Raw genomic sequence first — 16563 nt, forward strand, 5'->3', positions numbered from 1 at the left:
ATCAACGCTTGAGATTGACCAGCACCACGCCGGCCAGCGCCAGCGCGCCGCCGAGGATGCCAAACAGGCCGGGGGTCTCGCCGAGCCAGAAAAAGCCGATCGCAACAGCCACCGGCGGCACGCAATACATGAAGTTGGAGGCGCGCGACGCAGGCAGTCGCGACAGGGCCACCGACCAGCTGGCATAGGCGATCAGGCTCGGCACGATGCCGAGATAGATGACCGACCAGAAGGGTTCGGCATCGGCGACCGACATCTGGGCAAGGCCGTTGGGCAGTGCCGGCGCCAGGAAAAGCGCGCCGAGGATCATGTTCCAGGCCGAGACGGTGAGCGGCCGATGGCGGCTGTACAGCCGCTTCTGGACGATGCTGCTGAGCGAGGTGCACAGCGCCGAGCCCAGGATCAGCAAGGCGCCGGTGTTGAAGGTCAGCCCCTGCCCCTCGCCGAGCGCGATGATGCCGATGCCGGCAAATGACAGGAAGGTGCCGACCCAGGCAAGCACTGGGAAGCGCTCGCCGAGCAGGATCATCGCCAAGACGGCGGTGATGATCGGATTGACGTTGATGATGAAGCTCGCCGCACCCGCCGAGACGGTCATCTCGCCATAGTTCAGCAGGACCGTATAAAGCGCGATGAAGACGGCGCCACCGAAGGCAAAGCGCCAGAGTTCATTCAACGCCGGCAAGGCTGGGCGCAGAACCATCAGGTAGATCGCCGACGGCACCGCGGCGATGGCGAAGCGCAGCGCGCCAAGCTCTATCGGATCGATGGCGCTCAGCCCGGCGCGGATGGCGGGAAAGGACGAGGCCCAGCCGACGATCGTCACGACCACTGCGAGCACGGTCACGGCGGAAGCCCGCTGTGTCGGATTCGACGTGCCGGTCTGGGTGCTGGTCTGGACGGTCATGGCTGGGCCTCGTCAGTTTGGGTCTGGCCTAGATTTCCCTGACGCGGAGCTGATTGACAAACGAATAAATCGAGGCTCAGCTGTGAGCATGGATCACAGCTCAGAACAGATGCTCCCCCTCGAAACCTTGCGTGCCTTCCAGGCGGCGGCGCGCAGCGGCAGCTTCTCGGCGGCAGCCGAAAAGCTCAACATGACCCATGGCGCGATCAGCCGGCAGGTCGCCAAGCTCGAGGACTGGCTCGGGCTCAGGCTGTTCGAGCGCGGCGCGCGCGGCGTGACGCTGACGCTCGAAGGCCAGCGGCTGCACCTGCGCGCCAGCGAGGCGTTCTCGCTGATATCGGATACCACCGACCGGTGGGTCGAGCCGCGCGGCACCGCTGTCGTGCGGCTGACTTCCATCCCGTCCATCGCCAGCCTGTGGCTGATGCCGCGCCTGTCGGAACTCGAAGCCGGCGCGCCAAAACTGCGCGTGGTGCTCGACATCGACATCCGCCAGGCCGATCTCGCCGACGAGGGCATCGACCTGTCCATTCGCTGTGGACGCGGCAAGATCCCGGGCCGCATCTCAACGCAGCTGTTCGAGGAGCACTGCTTTCCCATCGCCGCGCCGGATCTTGCGGCCCGCATCGGCAAAGGTAACGCCGAAAGGCTGCTGGACTTCCCGCTGATCCACGATTCCGACGCGTCGAGCTGGCGCGCCTGGTTCAGCACCCACGGCCTCGACTACCGCCCTCGCCCGCAGGACCGCCGCTTCGAGGACTACAATCTGGTGCTGTCGGCGGCGAGCCATGGCCTTGGGATCGCACTTGCGCGTCCGCCGCTCACCGAAAACCAGCTGAAGGCGGGCCATCTCGTCGTCGTCGACGAGCACCGCGCGCTGAACCCGGTCTCCTACTGGCTCGACCGCCCGCAGGGACGGCCCAGAAGTGCTGCGGCTGAACTGGCGCGTCGCATCGGCCACCATGCTAAGCTAGCGCCAGAGACGGTCGAGCGGTTCCTCTCTGAAGACAGGTAGCTTGACCTCCGACATTTTGTGACCGTAAAAGCCGGGCACTGCACGGCACGCCCTTCTTAATGGGCCCAAGAAACTGTAGATTTCAGGTCCAGGCGATGGCGCCGGCGATCGGCACAGGGAGATTGAGCGAAAGCCCATGATGAACCGTTTCGAAGGCCCCGGCGCACGCGAAGCCCGCATCCGCTATCTCGACGGCGATTTCCAGGTGACGAGCCCCGGCTCCTTCGTGCGCTGCGCGGTGACGGGCGACTTGATCCCGCTGGACGAGCTCAAATACTGGAGCGTCGCCCGCCAGGAGCCTTACCGCGATGCCGCGGTTTCGCTTTCGCGCGAAATCGACATGAACCCGGACCTGCGCACGCGCAAATAGCGCCCGTCAGGATCTCGCCCGTCAGCCCGTAATCTTCAGCCGGATATCTTCAACCTGATATCTTGCGCCGCCGCCAGGCTTCGAGCGTCTCACTGATGATGCGCTCGGGCGCGTTCTCGATGTCGAAGACCGCGTCGATCTCCAGCACGTTCAGGTTTTCCAGGAATTCGGGTGACGCCGCACCATGGCGCAGCCTGGCCGCGTCCTTGGACGTGGTGACCAGCTCGAGCTCGCCGGCGCGGGCGGCGGTGGCAAGGTCCTCGAGCTCGTCCGGCAGGTAGAAATGATGGTCGGCGAACGGATGCGCCAAGACCACCGTAGCGCCGGCCTTGGTCAGAGTGGCGAAGAACTTTTCCGGGTGGCCGATGCCGGCGAAAGCGAGGAACCGGCGGCCAGCGAAAGCCTTCTTACCACGGGGACGCGCAATCGCGGCAAAGACCGGCTTGCCGGCGCGCGCTGCCTGGCGAACCACCGCATCGGCCTTTTCGCCCTCGCCCATCTTGAGCACGGCGTCGGCGAACCTGAGCTGGTCGATCAGCCGCGCCCGCATCGGCCCGCCCGGGATGACGTGTCCGTTGCCCAGGCCGTAGCGGGCATCGACGACGATCAGCGCATAGTCGATGTGGATGCGCGCGCTCTGGAAGCCATCATCCATGATGAGGAAGTTGCAGCCGCGCTCAATCAGCATCCGCGCGCCGGCGGCCCGATTGGCAGAGACCGCAACCAGCGCATGTTCGGCCAGAAGCAGCGGCTCGTCGCCGACATGCTTGGCACTGTCATGATGGGCGTCGACGATGTGCGGTTCGGCAAAGCTGCCGCCATGCCCGCGCGACAGGAAGCCGGGCACCAGCTGCATCCGCTTGGCCTGTCTGGCGAGCGCGATGGCGACCGGGGTCTTGCCTGTACCGCCGACGGTGAAATTGCCAACGCACAGCACCGGCGCGTCCATCTTTTCGCGCTTGGCCGCCTTCATGCGCCGGCCCGCCACCAGGGCATAGAGCGCCGACGCCGGATAGAGCGCAAAAGCGCGCCAATCCGGCTTTTCCCACCAGAAAGGAGGCGCTTCGCTGGCCAGATCTACCTCCCGCCCGCGCCCTTGAGGCGCGACTGCACGATCAGCGGATGGATATAGGGTTCGAGCGCCTTCAACGTCCGGGCGAGCGCGCCGCGCATTTCCTCGACGGTGGCGGCACCCGCCGTCATCATGTCGTGGCGCGCGATCTCGTTGCCGAGCAGGAAATTGACCGCCCCGGCGAGCATGTCGCGGTCGCGAACGATCTTGGCGCCGCCTCGGTCGATGAGACGCTGGTAGGTGTCGCGGAAATTCTGCACGTTGCGCCCGGCCAGCACTGCGGTGTCGAGCATCGCCGGTTCAAGCGGGTTCTGGCCGCCATGCGCGGTCATCGAACGGCCAACGAACGCGATCTCGGTGAGGCGCAGGTAAAGCCCCATCTCGCCAATGGTGTCGCCGAGCAGGATATCGGTGTCAGGCGTGATGCGGTCGCCTGTGCTGCGACGGGCGACATTCAGGCCCATGGCCGTCAGTTCCGTCGCCAATGCCGCGGCGCGATCGGGATGGCGCGGCACGATGATGGTCAAGAGACTGCGGTGGCGGCTGCGCAGCATGGCGTGCACTTCGGCAGCCATCACTTCCTCGCCGTCGTGGGTCGACACGGCGGCCCAGGTCGGGCGGCGGCCGATCTGGCGCTGGATGGCGTAAAGGGCGCCTTCGTCGGCCGGCGGCGGCGACGTATCGACCTTGAGGTTTCCCGACACGGTGACGGGGCGCGCGCCGAGCGCACGGAAACGCTCGCCGTCGACCTCCGACTGCGCCACCACATGGGCCATGTTCTCGAACAGCGCCTCGGCGATGTAGGCGCGCTTTTTCCACGACTTGAACGAGCGGTCGGACAGCCGCCCATTGACCAGAATCTGCGGCACGCGGCGCGCGCCGAGTTCGAGGATCGTCATCGGCCAGATTTCCGATTCGGCGATGATCGCAAGGTCGGGGTGCCAGTGATCCAGGAAACGGCTGACCGCCGGCTTGAGGTCGAGCGGCACATACTGATGGATGATGCGGCCGCCCAGCCGTTCCTCCGCGACCTGTGCCGAGGTAACGGTACCCGTCGTCAGCACGACATGGATGCCATAACCAAGGATCGATTCGATCAACGGCACGACCGCAATCGTCTCGCCGACGCTCGCCGCATGGAACCAGATCAGTGGCCCGTCAGGCCGCTCCCGGCTCGGCACGCCGTAGCGCTCACGCCGGCGGTTGTGGTCTTCCTTGCCCTTGGAAGCCCGCCAGGCGACATAGGTGCCAACCATCGGATAGGCAGCTGCACCTGCGTAGCGATAGGCTCTGAGGAAGGCGCGCGCCCAGCGTTCGCTCATTTGCCACCGTCCACCAGGCGATAGGCCTGCTCGGTGGCATAGTCGATGGCGGCGGTCAGTTCCTGGCGCTTGCGCTCCATCTCCGCGTCGTCGGCGTCGGCAGGAACCTCGATCAGGGGGGCGACGAAAATGGCGCAGCGGCCGAACGGCAGGTTGATCGTGGTCTTGTCCCAGCTGCCTTCCAGCACCTTGCGGCGGCTGCTGGCAATCGCCGCCGGCGCGATCGGACGCCCGGAAAGGCGCGCCAAAAGCACGATACCCATGCCGGCGTCGCGCGGCGTGCCATGCGGAATGTCAGCGATCATGCATACGTTCTTGCCGGCATCGAGCGCCTTTTTCAGGGCGATCAGCGCGGTCGCACCACCTTTTTCGAGCTTGCTCTTGGTTTCACGCCCGCCGGAGCCACGCACAGCCTCGATGCCGAACTTGTTGATGACCAGCGCATTGAGCTCGGCATCGGCGCTGCGCGACACCATAGCCACCAGGCCGCGCTTGCTCGGATAGAGCGCCGGCGCCAGCAGATGTTGGCCATGCCACAGGCCGACGATCAGCGGTTCACTGTCGGCGTAGCTGCCCCCGGCCAGCTCATACGAGCCTTTGACCAGCGGATTGGTCAGCTTGATGAAACGCATCGCGCCGGCAAACAGGCTCGCCACCGCACCCTTGGCGAAACGCGACTTGGCAAGCGGCTCGCGAATGCGGCGCCAGAACGCCTTCGACGCCGGCTGCTTGACGCGCTTCTTCTTCGCCGCGGGCCTCACGGCCGGCGACGCCATGCGGGGTTGCTCCATCAGTTCTGACCGGCGGCCTTTGTGTCGGGCTCCAGCAACCGATGCAGGTGGACGACGAAATAGCGCATGTGGGCGTTGTCCACGCTCGCCTGCGCCTTCGCCTTCCAGGCCAACTCGGCCGACTTGTAGTCGGGATAGATGCCAACCATGTCGAGCGCATCGAGATCGCGGAACTCAGTTCCGCCGAGCTTCGTCAACTCGCCGCCAAACACCAGATGCAGGAGCTGCTTTTTTCCGTTTTCTTCGGACATCTGTTTCCTTGATTCATCATCTCAGGGCTTGCCTGATCTAGACCAAAGCGAGCCGTTTTGGAACACTTGGTAAAATCATCAACCGTTGTAGCGGGCAATCACCTCGGCCATGACGTCGAGCAGCGTCCCGCTGCCGGCCATCAGCGCGCCATGAACGATATCGCTGCCCGCAAAGGCGAGCTTGTTGCCGTGCCGGTCAAGCAGCTTTCCACCAGCCTCGGTCAGTATAAGTTCGGCCGCCGCGATGTCCCAATCATGGGCATTCGGCTTGACGAAGGTTGCGTCGAGCGCCCCGTTGGCGATCATCGCAACGCGGTAGGCCAGGGACGGAATATAGGCCTCGCGATCGAGCCTGTCCTGCCATTCCGCAGGCATCCCGTCGATCATCGGCTTGGGGCCGGCGATACGGATGCGTTCGCCCATCTCACGCACCTCGAGCGGCGCGCCATTTAGAAAGGCGCCACCGCCGGCGACCGCCCAATAGGTCTCGTTACGGGCAGGGCATTCGAGCACGCCGGCAAGCGAGCGGCCGTTCTCGACGACGGCAACGCTGACGCACCATGCCGTGCGCCCTTCGACAAAACCGCGCGTGCCATCGATCGGATCGACGACGAAGGTACGGCGCGCGCCGAGCCGGTCGGGATTGTCTGCGGTTTCCTCCGACAGCCAGCCATAGTCAGGCCGTGCCGCCAGCAACGTGTCGCGCAGATAATGGTCGGCGGCGTAGTCGGCCTCGCTGACCGGCGAATTGCCGCCCTTGAACCAGACTTCCGGGCTCTGGCGGAAAAAGCCCATGGCGATCCGCCCTGCCTCGGTGGCCGCAGCACGCAGCAGTTCGAGTTCAGCCTTGAGATCGGCGCTGTCGATGTTGTCAGTCACCGGCAAGGGTCATGCCTTCGATCAGAAGCGTTGGCGCGGCAGTGCCAAAATTGCGGTCGAGATCGCTCGCTGGCACCATGCGCAGGAACATGTCCTTGAGATTTGAGGCGATCGTCACCTCCGAGACCGCCCAGGTGATCTCGCCATTTTCGATCCAGAAGCCCGAGGCGCCACGGCTGTATTCGCCCGTCACCATGTCGACGCCCTGGCCGAACACCTCGGTGACGTAGAAGCCGCGCTTGAGCGAACGGATGATCTCCTCGGGCGAACGGTCGCCCGGCTCGATGCTGAAATTGGTCGACGACGGCGACACCGACGAGCCGCCACGCGCGCCACGGCCGTTGGTGACGAGGCCGAGCTCGCGCGCCGCCGATGTCGACAGGAACCAATGGTTGAGCACGCCCTTGTCGACCATCCTGAGCGTCGCACCCTCGATGCCTTCGCCGTCGAACGGACGCGACGCCTGGCCGCGCAGCTTCAACGGCTCGTCGATGGCGGTGATGGCGGCGGATGCCACCTGCTTGCCCATCATGTCGCGCAGGAAGCTGGTCTTGCGGGCTACCGACGCGCCATTGATGGCGCCTGCGAGGTGTCCTGCGATGCCGCGCGCGACACGCGGATCGAAAACGACGTCGACAGGCCCGGTCGCAGCCTTGCGCGCGTTGAGCCGCTTGACGGCGCGCTCGCCGGCCTTGCGGCCGATTTCGTCAGCCGCATCGAGATCGGCGAAGTGAATGCGTGACGAAAAATCGTAGTCGCGCTCCATCGACGTGCCCTCGCCGGCGATGACGCTGGCGGAGCGTGAGAAGCGCGATCCGACATAGTGGCCGACGAAGCCGTGCGACGTCGCAAGCACGAGCCCGCCAAGACCAGCGGCAGCGCCTGCGCCGGATGAATTGGTCACGCCCTTGACAGCGAGCGCGGCCTCTTCGGCGGCGAGCGCGTCTTCCTTCAGGCGTTCAGCCGAAACGACCGCGTTGTCGAACAGATCGAGGTCGCGCGGCGCATGCGCCAGCAACGATGCATCCGCCAGACCCTGATAGGGATCCTCGGGCGAAACCCTGGCCATCGCCACGGCGCGTTCGGCCAACACCTTGGGATCAGAAGCGGCAGTGGCCGAAACGCTGGCGACGCGCTGGCCGACGAACACCCTGAGCGACATATCCTCGCTCTCGGAGGCTTCGGTTGCCTCGACCTTGCCGAGGCGCACCGAAACACTTGTCGAGCGCCCACGCACGGCAACGGCGTCGGCTGCGTCGGCACCGGCCTTTTTTGCCGCCTCGACGAGGCTCGCCACCCGGTCGGCCAGTTTCGCGGCGTCGTTGGTATCGTTCATTGGCATTTTCCGATTGCTTGCCGCCCGTTGGTCGCGGCCCGTACCACCCCATCTATTGTCCCCAACCCGCTTGTGCAATGGGCGGGTGCATGGTCAAACGGCCCTAATCAGGCGCTTCGCCGTCGAAATCTTTGGGAAATCGCATGTCCACACAGGCCCCGGCGGCGGCACCGGCAAAATTCACCACCGGTTCGACCATGCGCCATGTCGTGGTCATGACCGGCACCGGATCGGTCGGCCTGATCGCCATCTTCATCGTCGACGCGCTCAACCTGTTCTATATTTCGCTGCTCGGCATCGAGGAACTGGCTGCCGCGATCGGCTTTGCCTCGACACTGCTGTTCTTCACCCTATCGATCTCGATCGGCTTCACCATCGCCTGCGGCGCGCTGGTGGCGCGCTGCCTTGGCCGTGGCCAGCGCGAGGAAGCCCGGCGCATGGGCGGCGCATCGATGGTCTTCATGGGCATTGCCACGCTGGTGATGACGCTCGCTGCCCTGCCTTTCCTGCGCCCGCTGCTGTCGCTGCTTGGCGCCACCGGCGCCACGCTCGACCTGTCGACGCGGTTCCTGCAGATCGTGCTGCCGTCTTTCCCTATCATGGCGCTCGGCATGTGCACGACAGGCATTCTGCGCGGCGTCGGCGATGCGCGACGGGCGATGTATGTGACGCTAGGCAGCGGCATCGCTGCGGCCATTCTCGACCCGATCCTGATCTTCGGCTTCGACCTCGGCCTCGACGGTGCGGCCATCTCGACGGTGCTGACGCGTTTCGTGATGCTGGCCATTGGCCTGCACGGTGCCCATGTCGTGCACAAGCTGATCAAGATCCCCGATCTGAGCGGGTTGCGCGAGGCTGTTCGTCCATTCTTCGCCATCGGCGTGCCGGCGATGCTGACCCAGGTCGCAACCCCTGTCGGCAACGCCTATGTCACTATCGAAATGGCCGCTTTCGGTGACCAGGCGGTGGCCGGCTGGGCGATCATTGGCCGGCTGGTGCCGGTCGCCTTCGGCGTCATCTTCGCGCTTTCAGGTGCCGTCGGGCCGATCCTCGGGCAGAACTACGGCGCCCGCAAGTTCGACCGCCTGACAACGACGATGCGCGACAGCCTGCTGTTCACCATCGTCTATGTGCTGGCCGTCTGGGCGCTGCTGGCGATCTTCGCCAACCCGATCGCCAGCGCCTTCGGGGCCGAGGGCATCGCCCGCGAACTGATCGTGTTCTTTTGCCATTTCGCCGCCGGCAGCTTCCTGTTCAATGGCGCGATCTTCGTTTCGAGCGCTGCCTTCAACAATCTGGGCTATCCGACCTACTCAACCGTGTTCAACTGGGGCCGCTCGACGCTCGGCGTCATCCCCTTCGTCTGGATCGGCGCGCATTACTGGGGTGCCATCGGCGTCATCGCCGGATGGGGCCTGGGCGCGGTCGTGTTCGGGGTGGTGTCGATGTTTGTCTGCTTCCGCGTCGTCAACGCGATCGCGCGCGAACCGCAGCATCAGGACGAGCCGGTGCCGGCGCCGCCTCCGGCAGCGCAGTCGCCGTTCTCCACCGGCAAGGCATCCACCCTGCAATAGGCGGAAACCGACGGCCCGTTCGGCCTACTGGCCTACTGAAGGATCTCGTCCACGGCGCGCTTGAGCTCGTCCTTGATGGCCGCCGTCTCGGCCATCACCTGGTCGATCTTCAGGAAATCGAGCGCCTTGAAGCGCGACACCGGCGGCCTCAGGAAGATGTCGGGCGGGTTCTGGCCGAGCTTGTTGGCGATGATCGACTGCATCATCAACTGGGTTGCGCCAAACATCAGGTCGATGGAGTTGGGCTGCTTGCGCCCGTTTTCGAACGGCGCGCCAACGACGTCGATGGCGATGATGTGGTCGGCCAGGCCCTCGAGCAGGTCGAACGGCACCGGATTGTAGATGCCGCCGTCGATATAGAGGGTATTGCCGCGCGTCACCGGCTTGAACACCGCCGGGATTGCCGCCGATGCGGCAAGGGCTGAAAACAGCTCGCCCTCCTCGAACACCTTCAGGCAATGGCCGTAATAGTCGGTTGCCGTCACCTTCAAGGGCAGCTTCAGCTCCTCGAAGGTTGCCGGCACGCCCTCGGGCAGGAACGACTTGAGGATGCGCTCGACATTGAACTGGGTGACCCTGATGCCGGTCTCGACCATCTCCGAGAGCGTGCCCGGCCGGGCCCGCCACATGCGGCTTGCCACCTCCGCCGGCCGGCCAAGTACGGATCGGGAATGCTCGTGGATTTCCTTGCCGGTCAGGCCGGCGGCCATGCCGGCGCCCATGACCGCGCCGATGGAAGAACCCGCGATCGCCACCGGCTTGATGCCGAGTTCGTCCAGCGCCTCGATGACATGGATATGGGCGAGGCCGCGCGCGCCGCCACCACCGAGAGCGAGTGCGAAGGTGGCGCTCATCCCTTGCTCGCTTCGACAAATTTCGGACCGAGGATCATGATCGCCGGTTCGACCGACAGCAGCTTGCGTGCCGCCGCCTTCACGTCGTCGAGTTTGACGGCATTGATCAGGTCGATGCGCCTTTGCATGTAGTCGATACCGAGCTTGTCGGTCTGCAGGTCGACAAGCGTGCCGGCGATAGCGCCTGAGGAATCGAGATTGTTGATGGCATAGGCGCCAAGCATGTATTTCTTGGCCGCGTCGAGTTCGGCCTCGGTGGGGCCCTCCTCCGCCATCTTGCGGATCACCTCGCGGATGACGCCAAGCGTTTCGGCTGCCCGGTCCGACCGCGACGCGGTGCCGATGATCAGCGACGACGAATGCTCCTGGTTGATCAGCGCCGAGCTGACGCTGTAGGCCAGCCCGCGCTTTTCGCGCACCTCGTCAAACAGCCGCGACGAGAATGTGCCGCCGCCGAGGATATGCTCCATGAGAGCGGCGGCGAGGAAGTCCGGCGCCTCGCGCGGAACACCTGGGTAGACGAGCTGCAGCGAGGTCTGCGGCAGCGGATACTCGATGTGCATCGTCTGGCCGAGCCTCGGCTCGACACGCTCGACCGGCCGCAACTCGGCCTTTTCCGGCAACGCGCCGAACACCTGGTCGAGCCGCTTCTTCAGAGCTTCGGCATCGATAGCCCCGACAACGGCGACATGGATGTTTTCGCGGGTGAAATTGGCCTTGTGGAAAGCGCGCAGGTCATCCGCCGTGATCGTGGCCAGCGATTTCTCCGTGCCCATGTCGGGCCGCGCATAAGGATGCGTGCTGTAGATCGCCTCGGCCCATTTGCGTGCCGCCTGGGTTTCGGGGTCGCGCGCATTGGCGACGATGCCGTTGACGATCTGCGAGCGGATGCGGTCGATCGGTGCCTGGTCGAAGCGCGGCTTCTCGACGGCGAGCTTCAGCAACTCGAACGCATCGTCCTGCCGCTCGGCCAGCATGCGCATGCCGCCGCCGACGGCATCATTGCCTTCGTTGAAGCCCATTTCCGCGCCGGCTTCGTCAAGCTTGATCTGAAAGGCGTCGCTGTCGAGATCGCCGGCACCTTCGTCGAAAAGCCCGGTCATCAGATTGGCGAGCCCTTCCTTGCCGACAGGGTCTTGCGTGCTGCCGCCATCGAACAGGAACTTGATGGCGATGATCGGCACCGAATAGTCCTCGACCAGCCAGGCGGTGATGCCCTTGTCGGACTTGACCTCCTGGATCCGGACCTCTGCGCGTGCGGCAACCACCGCCGGCAGCACTAAAAACACGAGCGCCAGCATCAGCGTCGCAGCCGATACAAGAACCTTTAAACGCATTGCCATGAGCGTGGTCATCAAATCATTTCTCGACAGATTTGGCAGGCAACAGATAGCCGGCAACCGAATGGTCGGGATTGAGGTACTTGGCGGCAACCGCCTTGATCTGGTCGGTCGTCACCGCGCGGATCCTGTCTGGCCACTGCTCGATGTCGGCAACCGTGCCTCCGGTCGCCAGCGTGGCGCCATAGATGTTGGCCATGCTCGCCTGGTTGTCGCGGGCAAAGATCATCGAGCGGACAAAGCGGTCCTTGGCCTTTTCGAGCTCGTCCGATGTCACGCCGTCCTTGATGATGCGGCGGATCTCGACGTCGACGGCGGCTTCCACCTGCTGCAGCCCGGCTTCGCCACGCGGCGCACCATAGACGGTGAAGCTGGTGTCGTCGACCATCGTGCCCTGGAAGAAGGCGCCGGCGGAGGAGGCAATGCCGTCCTTGACGACCAGGCCCTGGTAGAGCCGGCTGCGGCTGCCACCGCCAAGGATCTCCGACAGAAGATCGAGCGCCTCGGCCTCGCCAGGCTCGGCCGTCTGGTAGGACGGAACAACCCAGGCCTTGGAGAAGCTCGGCACGCTGACGCGCTCGTCGGTCAGCTCGACTGTACGCTTGGTGTTCTGCTCTGGCTCGGTCGGGCGGATGCGCGGCGGAAGCTCCGGGCCGCGCGCCACCTTGCCATAGGTCTTCTCGGCAAGCGCCTTGACCGTCTCCGGCTCGACATCGCCGGCAACAATCAGGATCGCGTTGTTGGGCGCGTAATACTGTCCGTAGAAAGCGGTCGCGTCGACCCGGTTGAGCTTCTCGATCTCATGCATCCAGCCGATGACCGGAATGCGATAAGGCTGGTTCTGGTACAGCGTCGCGTCGACTTCCTCGTTGAGCAGCGCGCCCGGATTGTTTTCGACGCGCGAGCGGCGTTCTTCCAGGATGACGTCGCGCTCGGGGCCGATCACCGCATCGGTCAGTACCAGATTGCGCATCCGGTCGGCCTCGAAGCTCATCATCGTTTCGAGTGCACCAGGTGTCACCGTCTGGTGGTAGGCGGTGTAGTCGTAGGTGGTGAAGGCGTTCTCGCTGCCGCCGATCTCGGCGATCTTCTGGCCGAACTCGCCGGCCTTGTGATTAGCCGTCCCCTTGAACATCAGGTGTTCGAAGAAGTGGGCGATACCCGACTTGCCGGGCATCTCGTCGGCGCTGCCGACCTTGTACCAGACCATGTGCGTTGCGATCGGCGCACGATGGTCGGGGATGACGACGACCTGCATTCCGTTGTCGAGCGTGAAGCTGGTGACCTTCCAGTCGCTGCGTGGCGCTTCGGCCAGAACCGGTGCCGTCCAGGCAAGGCCCAAGGCAAATACGGTTGGCAGCGAAGCTTTCGCCCGCAAGAATTTCAAGATCATCGACTGCCTCTGAATGTGGACGTGCCCGCCTTATAGGCTTCGGCACAAAGCGGCGGGAAGTGAATTGTTCGTAATCTTCCGGTCCGAAAGAGGCCGAAGTCGGGCGCCTGCCAGCTATTCGGCTTCGATGAAGCGGATAACCGTCTCGCCATACGAACGTTCGTCGACGATCGAAAAGCCTGGGCCCGGCTCGAATGCCGCGGCGGCGGCTTCTTCGACGACGCATAGCGCACCAGGTGCAAGCCAGCCGCCGGCGCGGGCCGAGCGCAGGGCCTTTTCGCCCAGTCCTTTGCCATAGGGCGGGTCGGCGAAGACCAGCCCGAATGGCCCGAGCGTGCCCGCATCGCCGAGACCAGTTGCGTCGCGGCGGAAGATCTTGGTCCGGCCGGTCAAGCCGAAGCTTTCGACATTGGTGCGGATGAGCCCGCGGCCTTCCGCTGATTCCTCGATGAACACGCAATAGGGCGCGCCGCGCGACAGCGCTTCGATACCGAGTGCGCCGGTGCCGGCAAAAAGATCGAGCACGCGCGCACCCTCGAGCCTGTCGGCGAAGCGATGGGCAAGCATGTTGAACACCGCCTCGCGGGTGCGATCGGTGGTCGGACGGATGGCGTTGTCACGCGGCGTGGCCAACGGCCTGCCGCGCAATTCGCCACCAACAACCCGCATCAGCCGCGATCCCGGCGCGGACCGCCCGGACGTCCACCGCGCGGGCCATCACCCTTGGGCCTGTCAGAACGGGGCCTGTCAGAACGGGGCTTGTCAGAATGTGGCTTATCAAAGCGCGGCTTGTCGCGCGGCGGCCTCGCAGCTGCTTCGGCCTTGGCCTTTTCGCTCTGCGGACGCGCGCCCGGAGCCATCCAGACATTGGCCTTGCGGGCGCCAGGGGTTTCGAACGGCTTCTTCTCGCGTTCGTCGCCCTTCTTGCCACCGAACTTCGGCTTATCGCCAAACTTGGGCTTGTCGCCAAACTTGGGCCGATCACCGAACTTCGGCTTGTCGCCGAAACCGGGCTTGTCGCCAAATTTGGGACGCTCGGTCGACAGGCGGCCGAGCACGTCCTCGCGGTGGCGCTCGTTGGAGCGCTTGCGGTTCTTGATCAGGCCGCCCTCGCCGATACGCCCACGCTCACCGTCGCGCTGGAACTTTGGACGCTCCGGCTCTTCGACACGCGGCGGCGTTGCATTGCGGAACGTCGGCTTGTTGGAGAAGGGCTTGACGATGTCGGCGTCGAAATTGGCACCCGACTCCTCGATCAGCCGCTCGCCAAGCTGGTCGCGCAGCATCTTGCCCTTGATCTCCTGGACATGGCCTTCAGGCAGCTCGCCGAGCTGGAACGGACCATAGGAGATGCGGATCAGGCGGTTCACTTCGAGGCCGAGCGCGCCGAGGATGTTCTTGACCTCGCGGTTCTTGCCTTCGCGCAGCCCGATGGTGATCCAGGCATTGCTGCCCTGCTCGCGGTCGAGCGTCGCTTCGATCGAGCCGTAGAACACGCCCTCGACGGCGATGCCATCCTTGAGACCGTCAAGCGTCTTCTGCTCGACCTTGCCATGTACGCGCACGCGGTAGCGGCGCAGCCAGCCGGTCGCCGGCAGTTCCAGGACTCGCGACAACCCACCGTCATTGGTCAGCAGCAGCAGGCCTTCGGTGTTGATGTCGAGCCGGCCGATGGTCATCAGGCGCGGCAGCTCCTGGGGCAGCACGTCGAAGACGGTCTTGCGGCCCTCGGGGTCGCGGTTGGTGGTGACCACGCCTGCAGGCTTGTGGAACAGGAACAGGCGGGTACGCTCGATCGGCGGGATTTCCATGCCGTCGAGATGGATGATGTCGTCCGGCATGACGTTGACCGCCGGTGACGCCAGTATCTTGTTGTTGACCTTGACGCGGCCAGCGGCAATCAGCTCCTCGGCATCGCGACGCGAGGCCAGGCCTGCACGCGCCAGGCGCTTGGCGATGCGTTCGCCCGGCTCGGGTGCTTCCTCGGGAGCGCGCGAACGCGGCTTGAAGCCGTCTGGCTTGGGACCACGGTCGCCATCGGTCCGGGGCCGGAATGCTCTTGCTTCGCCACCTTCGCGCTTCTCGTAAGGCCTGCCGCCTTCGGGGCGTGGCCCGGAACGGAACGGGCGATCGCCACTTGCAGGCCGTGCTTCGCCGTCACGCGGGCGGAACTCGCGGTTCGGACGCTCGCCGCCTTCGGCGGGACGCGCCCGGTAAGGCTTGTCGCCACCAAAAGAGCGGCCGCCTTCACGCTTTTCATAGGGCTTGCCCTCTGGACGCGGGCCCTTGTGGAACGGTGTCGCCGAGCGTTCGGGACGCGCAGCCCCATCACGCGGACGATCGTCACGGTTGAATTCGCGGCGCGGACGCTCAGCGCCCTCGGCACCTTCGGCAGCACGCGGACGATATGGCTTGTCGCCAAAAGAGCGGCCGCCTTCACGCTTTTCGTAGGGCTTGCCTTCCGGGCGCGGGCCCTTGCGGAATGGCGCTGCCGAGCGTTCGGGACGCGCAGCACCGTCGCGCGGAGCAAAATCACGCTTGGGACGTTCGCCGCCTTCAGCACCTTCGGAACGCTTCACAAAAGGCTTCTTGGCAAAGGGCTTGTCGCCAAAAGGCTTGCCTTCGCGCTTCTCGTAAGGCTTGCCCTCCGGGCGCGGCCCCTTGTTGAAGGTACGCTCGCCGCTTGCAGGACGCGCTTCGCCGTCGCGCGGACCGAAATCACGCTTGGGACGATCAGGCCGATCGCCACCGCTTGCACTAGCAGGACGCGGTGCGTACGGCTTCTTGGCAAAGGGCTTGGCGCCACCTTCCGCGCGCGGCTTGCCGAATTTCTTCGCACCGCCGTCGCGGCCGCCTGCACCAGCCGGTTTTGACCCGCCCTTGCGGGGGAATTTCTTACGATCGTCGTCCATGGTGGCCTTTGCCCTTTTCGGCGGCTAGATAACAGGAAGCTCGGGGGTTAGCGAGGGGTAACAGGATGGTTGAGGCGTGAAACGGCCCGATTACATGGCATTGGCCTTTGCCGAGGCGGAAGCCGCGGCCCTACGCGGCGAAGTTCCGATCGGCGCAGTCATCGTCCACGGCAGCGAAATCGTCGCCCGTGCCGGCAACCGCACACGTGAACTCAACGACGTCACGGCCCACGCCGAAGTGCTGGCGATCCGCGAGGCGTCGGAGAAACTCGGCTCCGAGCGGCTCACCGGCCACGATCTCTATGTCACGCTGGAACCTTGCACGATGTGCGCCGCCGCCCTCTCCTTCGCACGGATCAGGCGGCTTTATTTCGGAGCGGTCGACGACAAGGGCGGTGCGGTGGTCAGCGGCGTACGTTTCTTCGCCGCGCCTACCTGCCATCACGCGCCCGACGTCTATCCGGGAATAGGCGAAACGCGCGCGGCTGAAATACTGAAAGGTTTTTTCAAAGACCGTCGCGACCTCTAATCGATCGCGACGCGTTCA

The 16563-nt window shown here is 64.8% G+C and carries 16 protein-coding genes; 4 read left to right on the plus strand and 12 right to left on the minus strand.

Annotated features, from left to right (window positions below; genetic code table 11):
- Nucleotide 1: 1 nt before the first annotated feature.
- Nucleotides 2-907, minus strand: a complete 906-nt coding sequence (locus J1C56_RS05480) for a DMT family transporter (RefSeq protein ID WP_246591187.1) — start codon at nt 905-907, stop codon at nt 2-4.
- A gap of 88 nt (nt 908-995) precedes the next feature.
- On the opposite strand from J1C56_RS05480, the gene J1C56_RS05485 reads away from it, so the two are divergent.
- Together J1C56_RS05485 and J1C56_RS05490 are read left to right on the plus strand one after the other, a co-directional pair.
- On the plus strand, nt 996-1922 hold the full coding sequence (locus tag J1C56_RS05485; protein ID WP_214386820.1) for a LysR substrate-binding domain-containing protein: 927 nt from the start codon (nt 996-998) through the stop codon (nt 1920-1922).
- 136 nt (nt 1923-2058) lie between these two features.
- Nucleotides 2059-2292 (plus strand): DUF2093 domain-containing protein, encoded by a 234-nt coding sequence (locus tag J1C56_RS05490; RefSeq protein ID WP_214386822.1) that lies wholly within the window; start codon nt 2059-2061, stop codon nt 2290-2292.
- A gap of 49 nt (nt 2293-2341) precedes the next feature.
- On the opposite strand, the gene lpxK is transcribed toward J1C56_RS05490, so the two are convergent.
- The 6 genes from lpxK to J1C56_RS05520 form a co-directional block, all read right to left on the minus strand.
- The gene (gene lpxK, locus J1C56_RS05495) at nt 2342-3367 is read right to left on the minus strand and encodes a tetraacyldisaccharide 4'-kinase (protein ID WP_214388241.1); all 1026 of its coding nucleotides are present in this window, start codon (nt 3365-3367) and stop codon (nt 2342-2344) included.
- A gap of 2 nt (nt 3368-3369) precedes the next feature.
- Entirely contained in the window at nt 3370-4686 is a 1317-nt protein-coding gene (gene waaA, locus J1C56_RS05500; RefSeq protein ID WP_214386824.1) for a lipid IV(A) 3-deoxy-D-manno-octulosonic acid transferase, read from the minus strand.
- The gene (locus tag J1C56_RS05505; protein ID WP_214386826.1) at nt 4683-5477 is read right to left on the minus strand and encodes a lysophospholipid acyltransferase family protein; all 795 of its coding nucleotides are present in this window, start codon (nt 5475-5477) and stop codon (nt 4683-4685) included. Before J1C56_RS05505 ends, waaA begins: the two co-directional genes overlap by 4 nt.
- Nucleotides 5477-5728: a DUF4170 domain-containing protein gene (locus J1C56_RS05510; RefSeq protein ID WP_067963345.1), complete on the minus strand. Its 252-nt coding sequence runs from the start codon at nt 5726-5728 to the stop codon at nt 5477-5479. The genes J1C56_RS05505 and J1C56_RS05510 overlap by 1 nt, the downstream gene beginning before the upstream one ends.
- Before the next feature lie 78 nt (nt 5729-5806).
- Nucleotides 5807-6607, minus strand: a complete 801-nt coding sequence (locus tag J1C56_RS05515) for a 3'(2'),5'-bisphosphate nucleotidase CysQ (RefSeq protein WP_420797365.1) — start codon at nt 6605-6607, stop codon at nt 5807-5809.
- Complete coding sequence (locus J1C56_RS05520; RefSeq protein WP_214386830.1) at nt 6600-7943, minus strand: TldD/PmbA family protein; 1344 nt, start codon at nt 7941-7943, stop codon at nt 6600-6602. Before J1C56_RS05520 ends, J1C56_RS05515 begins: the two co-directional genes overlap by 8 nt.
- Nucleotides 7944-8086: 143 nt before the next feature.
- On the opposite strand from J1C56_RS05520, the gene J1C56_RS05525 reads away from it, so the two are divergent.
- Entirely contained in the window at nt 8087-9517 is a 1431-nt protein-coding gene (locus J1C56_RS05525; protein WP_214386832.1) for an MATE family efflux transporter, read from the plus strand.
- 32 nt (nt 9518-9549) lie between these two features.
- Here the strand turns inward: J1C56_RS05525 and J1C56_RS05530 are convergent, their stop codons facing one another.
- The 5 genes from J1C56_RS05530 to J1C56_RS05550 all read right to left on the minus strand — a co-directional run bounded on the left by J1C56_RS05530 (nt 9550) and on the right by J1C56_RS05550 (nt 16016).
- Nucleotides 9550-10371, minus strand: a complete 822-nt coding sequence (locus J1C56_RS05530) for a patatin-like phospholipase family protein (protein ID WP_214386834.1) — start codon at nt 10369-10371, stop codon at nt 9550-9552.
- The gene (locus tag J1C56_RS05535; RefSeq protein ID WP_214386836.1) at nt 10368-11726 is read right to left on the minus strand and encodes a M16 family metallopeptidase; all 1359 of its coding nucleotides are present in this window, start codon (nt 11724-11726) and stop codon (nt 10368-10370) included. Before J1C56_RS05535 ends, J1C56_RS05530 begins: the two co-directional genes overlap by 4 nt.
- A gap of 4 nt (nt 11727-11730) precedes the next feature.
- A complete protein-coding gene (locus J1C56_RS05540) occupies nt 11731-13104 on the minus strand; it encodes a M16 family metallopeptidase (protein WP_214386838.1) in 1374 nt (457 codons plus the stop codon).
- A 114-nt stretch (nt 13105-13218) separates the two neighbouring features.
- Nucleotides 13219-13773 carry a 16S rRNA (guanine(966)-N(2))-methyltransferase RsmD gene (gene rsmD, locus J1C56_RS05545; protein ID WP_214386840.1) on the minus strand — a complete coding sequence of 185 codons (555 nt, stop codon included), beginning with the start codon at nt 13771-13773 and terminating at the stop codon, nt 13219-13221.
- Nucleotides 13773-16016 (minus strand): pseudouridine synthase, encoded by a 2244-nt coding sequence (locus J1C56_RS05550; RefSeq protein ID WP_214386842.1) that lies wholly within the window; start codon nt 16014-16016, stop codon nt 13773-13775. Before J1C56_RS05550 ends, rsmD begins: the two co-directional genes overlap by 1 nt.
- Nucleotides 16017-16092: 76 nt before the next feature.
- On the opposite strand from J1C56_RS05550, the gene J1C56_RS05555 reads away from it, so the two are divergent.
- A complete protein-coding gene (locus tag J1C56_RS05555) occupies nt 16093-16545 on the plus strand; it encodes a nucleoside deaminase (RefSeq protein WP_214386844.1) in 453 nt (150 codons plus the stop codon).
- Nucleotides 16546-16563: the final 18 nt, after the last annotated feature.

It is taken from the genome of Aminobacter anthyllidis, from assembly GCF_018555685.1.
Lineage (GTDB): Bacteria > Pseudomonadota > Alphaproteobacteria > Rhizobiales > Rhizobiaceae > Aminobacter > Aminobacter anthyllidis.

What these genes read in the sequence shown, in the direction of transcription:
- J1C56_RS05480 (WP_246591187.1), bottom strand. Translation starts at nt 907, where the DNA reads ATGACCGTCCAGACCAGCACCCAGACCGGCACGTCGAATCCGACACAG.
- J1C56_RS05485 (WP_214386820.1), top strand. Translation starts at nt 996, where the DNA reads ATGGATCACAGCTCAGAACAGATGCTCCCCCTCGAAACCTTGCGTGCC.
- J1C56_RS05490 (WP_214386822.1), top strand. Translation starts at nt 2,059, where the DNA reads ATGATGAACCGTTTCGAAGGCCCCGGCGCACGCGAAGCCCGCATCCGC.
- waaA (WP_214386824.1), bottom strand. Translation starts at nt 4,686, where the DNA reads ATGAGCGAACGCTGGGCGCGCGCCTTCCTCAGAGCCTATCGCTACGCA.
- J1C56_RS05505 (WP_214386826.1), bottom strand. Translation starts at nt 5,477, where the DNA reads ATGGAGCAACCCCGCATGGCGTCGCCGGCCGTGAGGCCCGCGGCGAAG.
- J1C56_RS05510 (WP_067963345.1), bottom strand. Translation starts at nt 5,728, where the DNA reads ATGTCCGAAGAAAACGGAAAAAAGCAGCTCCTGCATCTGGTGTTTGGC.
- J1C56_RS05520 (WP_214386830.1), bottom strand. Translation starts at nt 7,943, where the DNA reads ATGAACGATACCAACGACGCCGCGAAACTGGCCGACCGGGTGGCGAGC.
- J1C56_RS05525 (WP_214386832.1), top strand. Translation starts at nt 8,087, where the DNA reads ATGTCCACACAGGCCCCGGCGGCGGCACCGGCAAAATTCACCACCGGT.
- J1C56_RS05530 (WP_214386834.1), bottom strand. Translation starts at nt 10,371, where the DNA reads ATGAGCGCCACCTTCGCACTCGCTCTCGGTGGTGGCGGCGCGCGCGGC.
- J1C56_RS05535 (WP_214386836.1), bottom strand. Translation starts at nt 11,726, where the DNA reads ATGACCACGCTCATGGCAATGCGTTTAAAGGTTCTTGTATCGGCTGCG.
- J1C56_RS05540 (WP_214386838.1), bottom strand. Translation starts at nt 13,104, where the DNA reads ATGATCTTGAAATTCTTGCGGGCGAAAGCTTCGCTGCCAACCGTATTT.
- rsmD (WP_214386840.1), bottom strand. Translation starts at nt 13,773, where the DNA reads ATGCGGGTTGTTGGTGGCGAATTGCGCGGCAGGCCGTTGGCCACGCCG.
- J1C56_RS05550 (WP_214386842.1), bottom strand. Translation starts at nt 16,016, where the DNA reads ATGGACGACGATCGTAAGAAATTCCCCCGCAAGGGCGGGTCAAAACCG.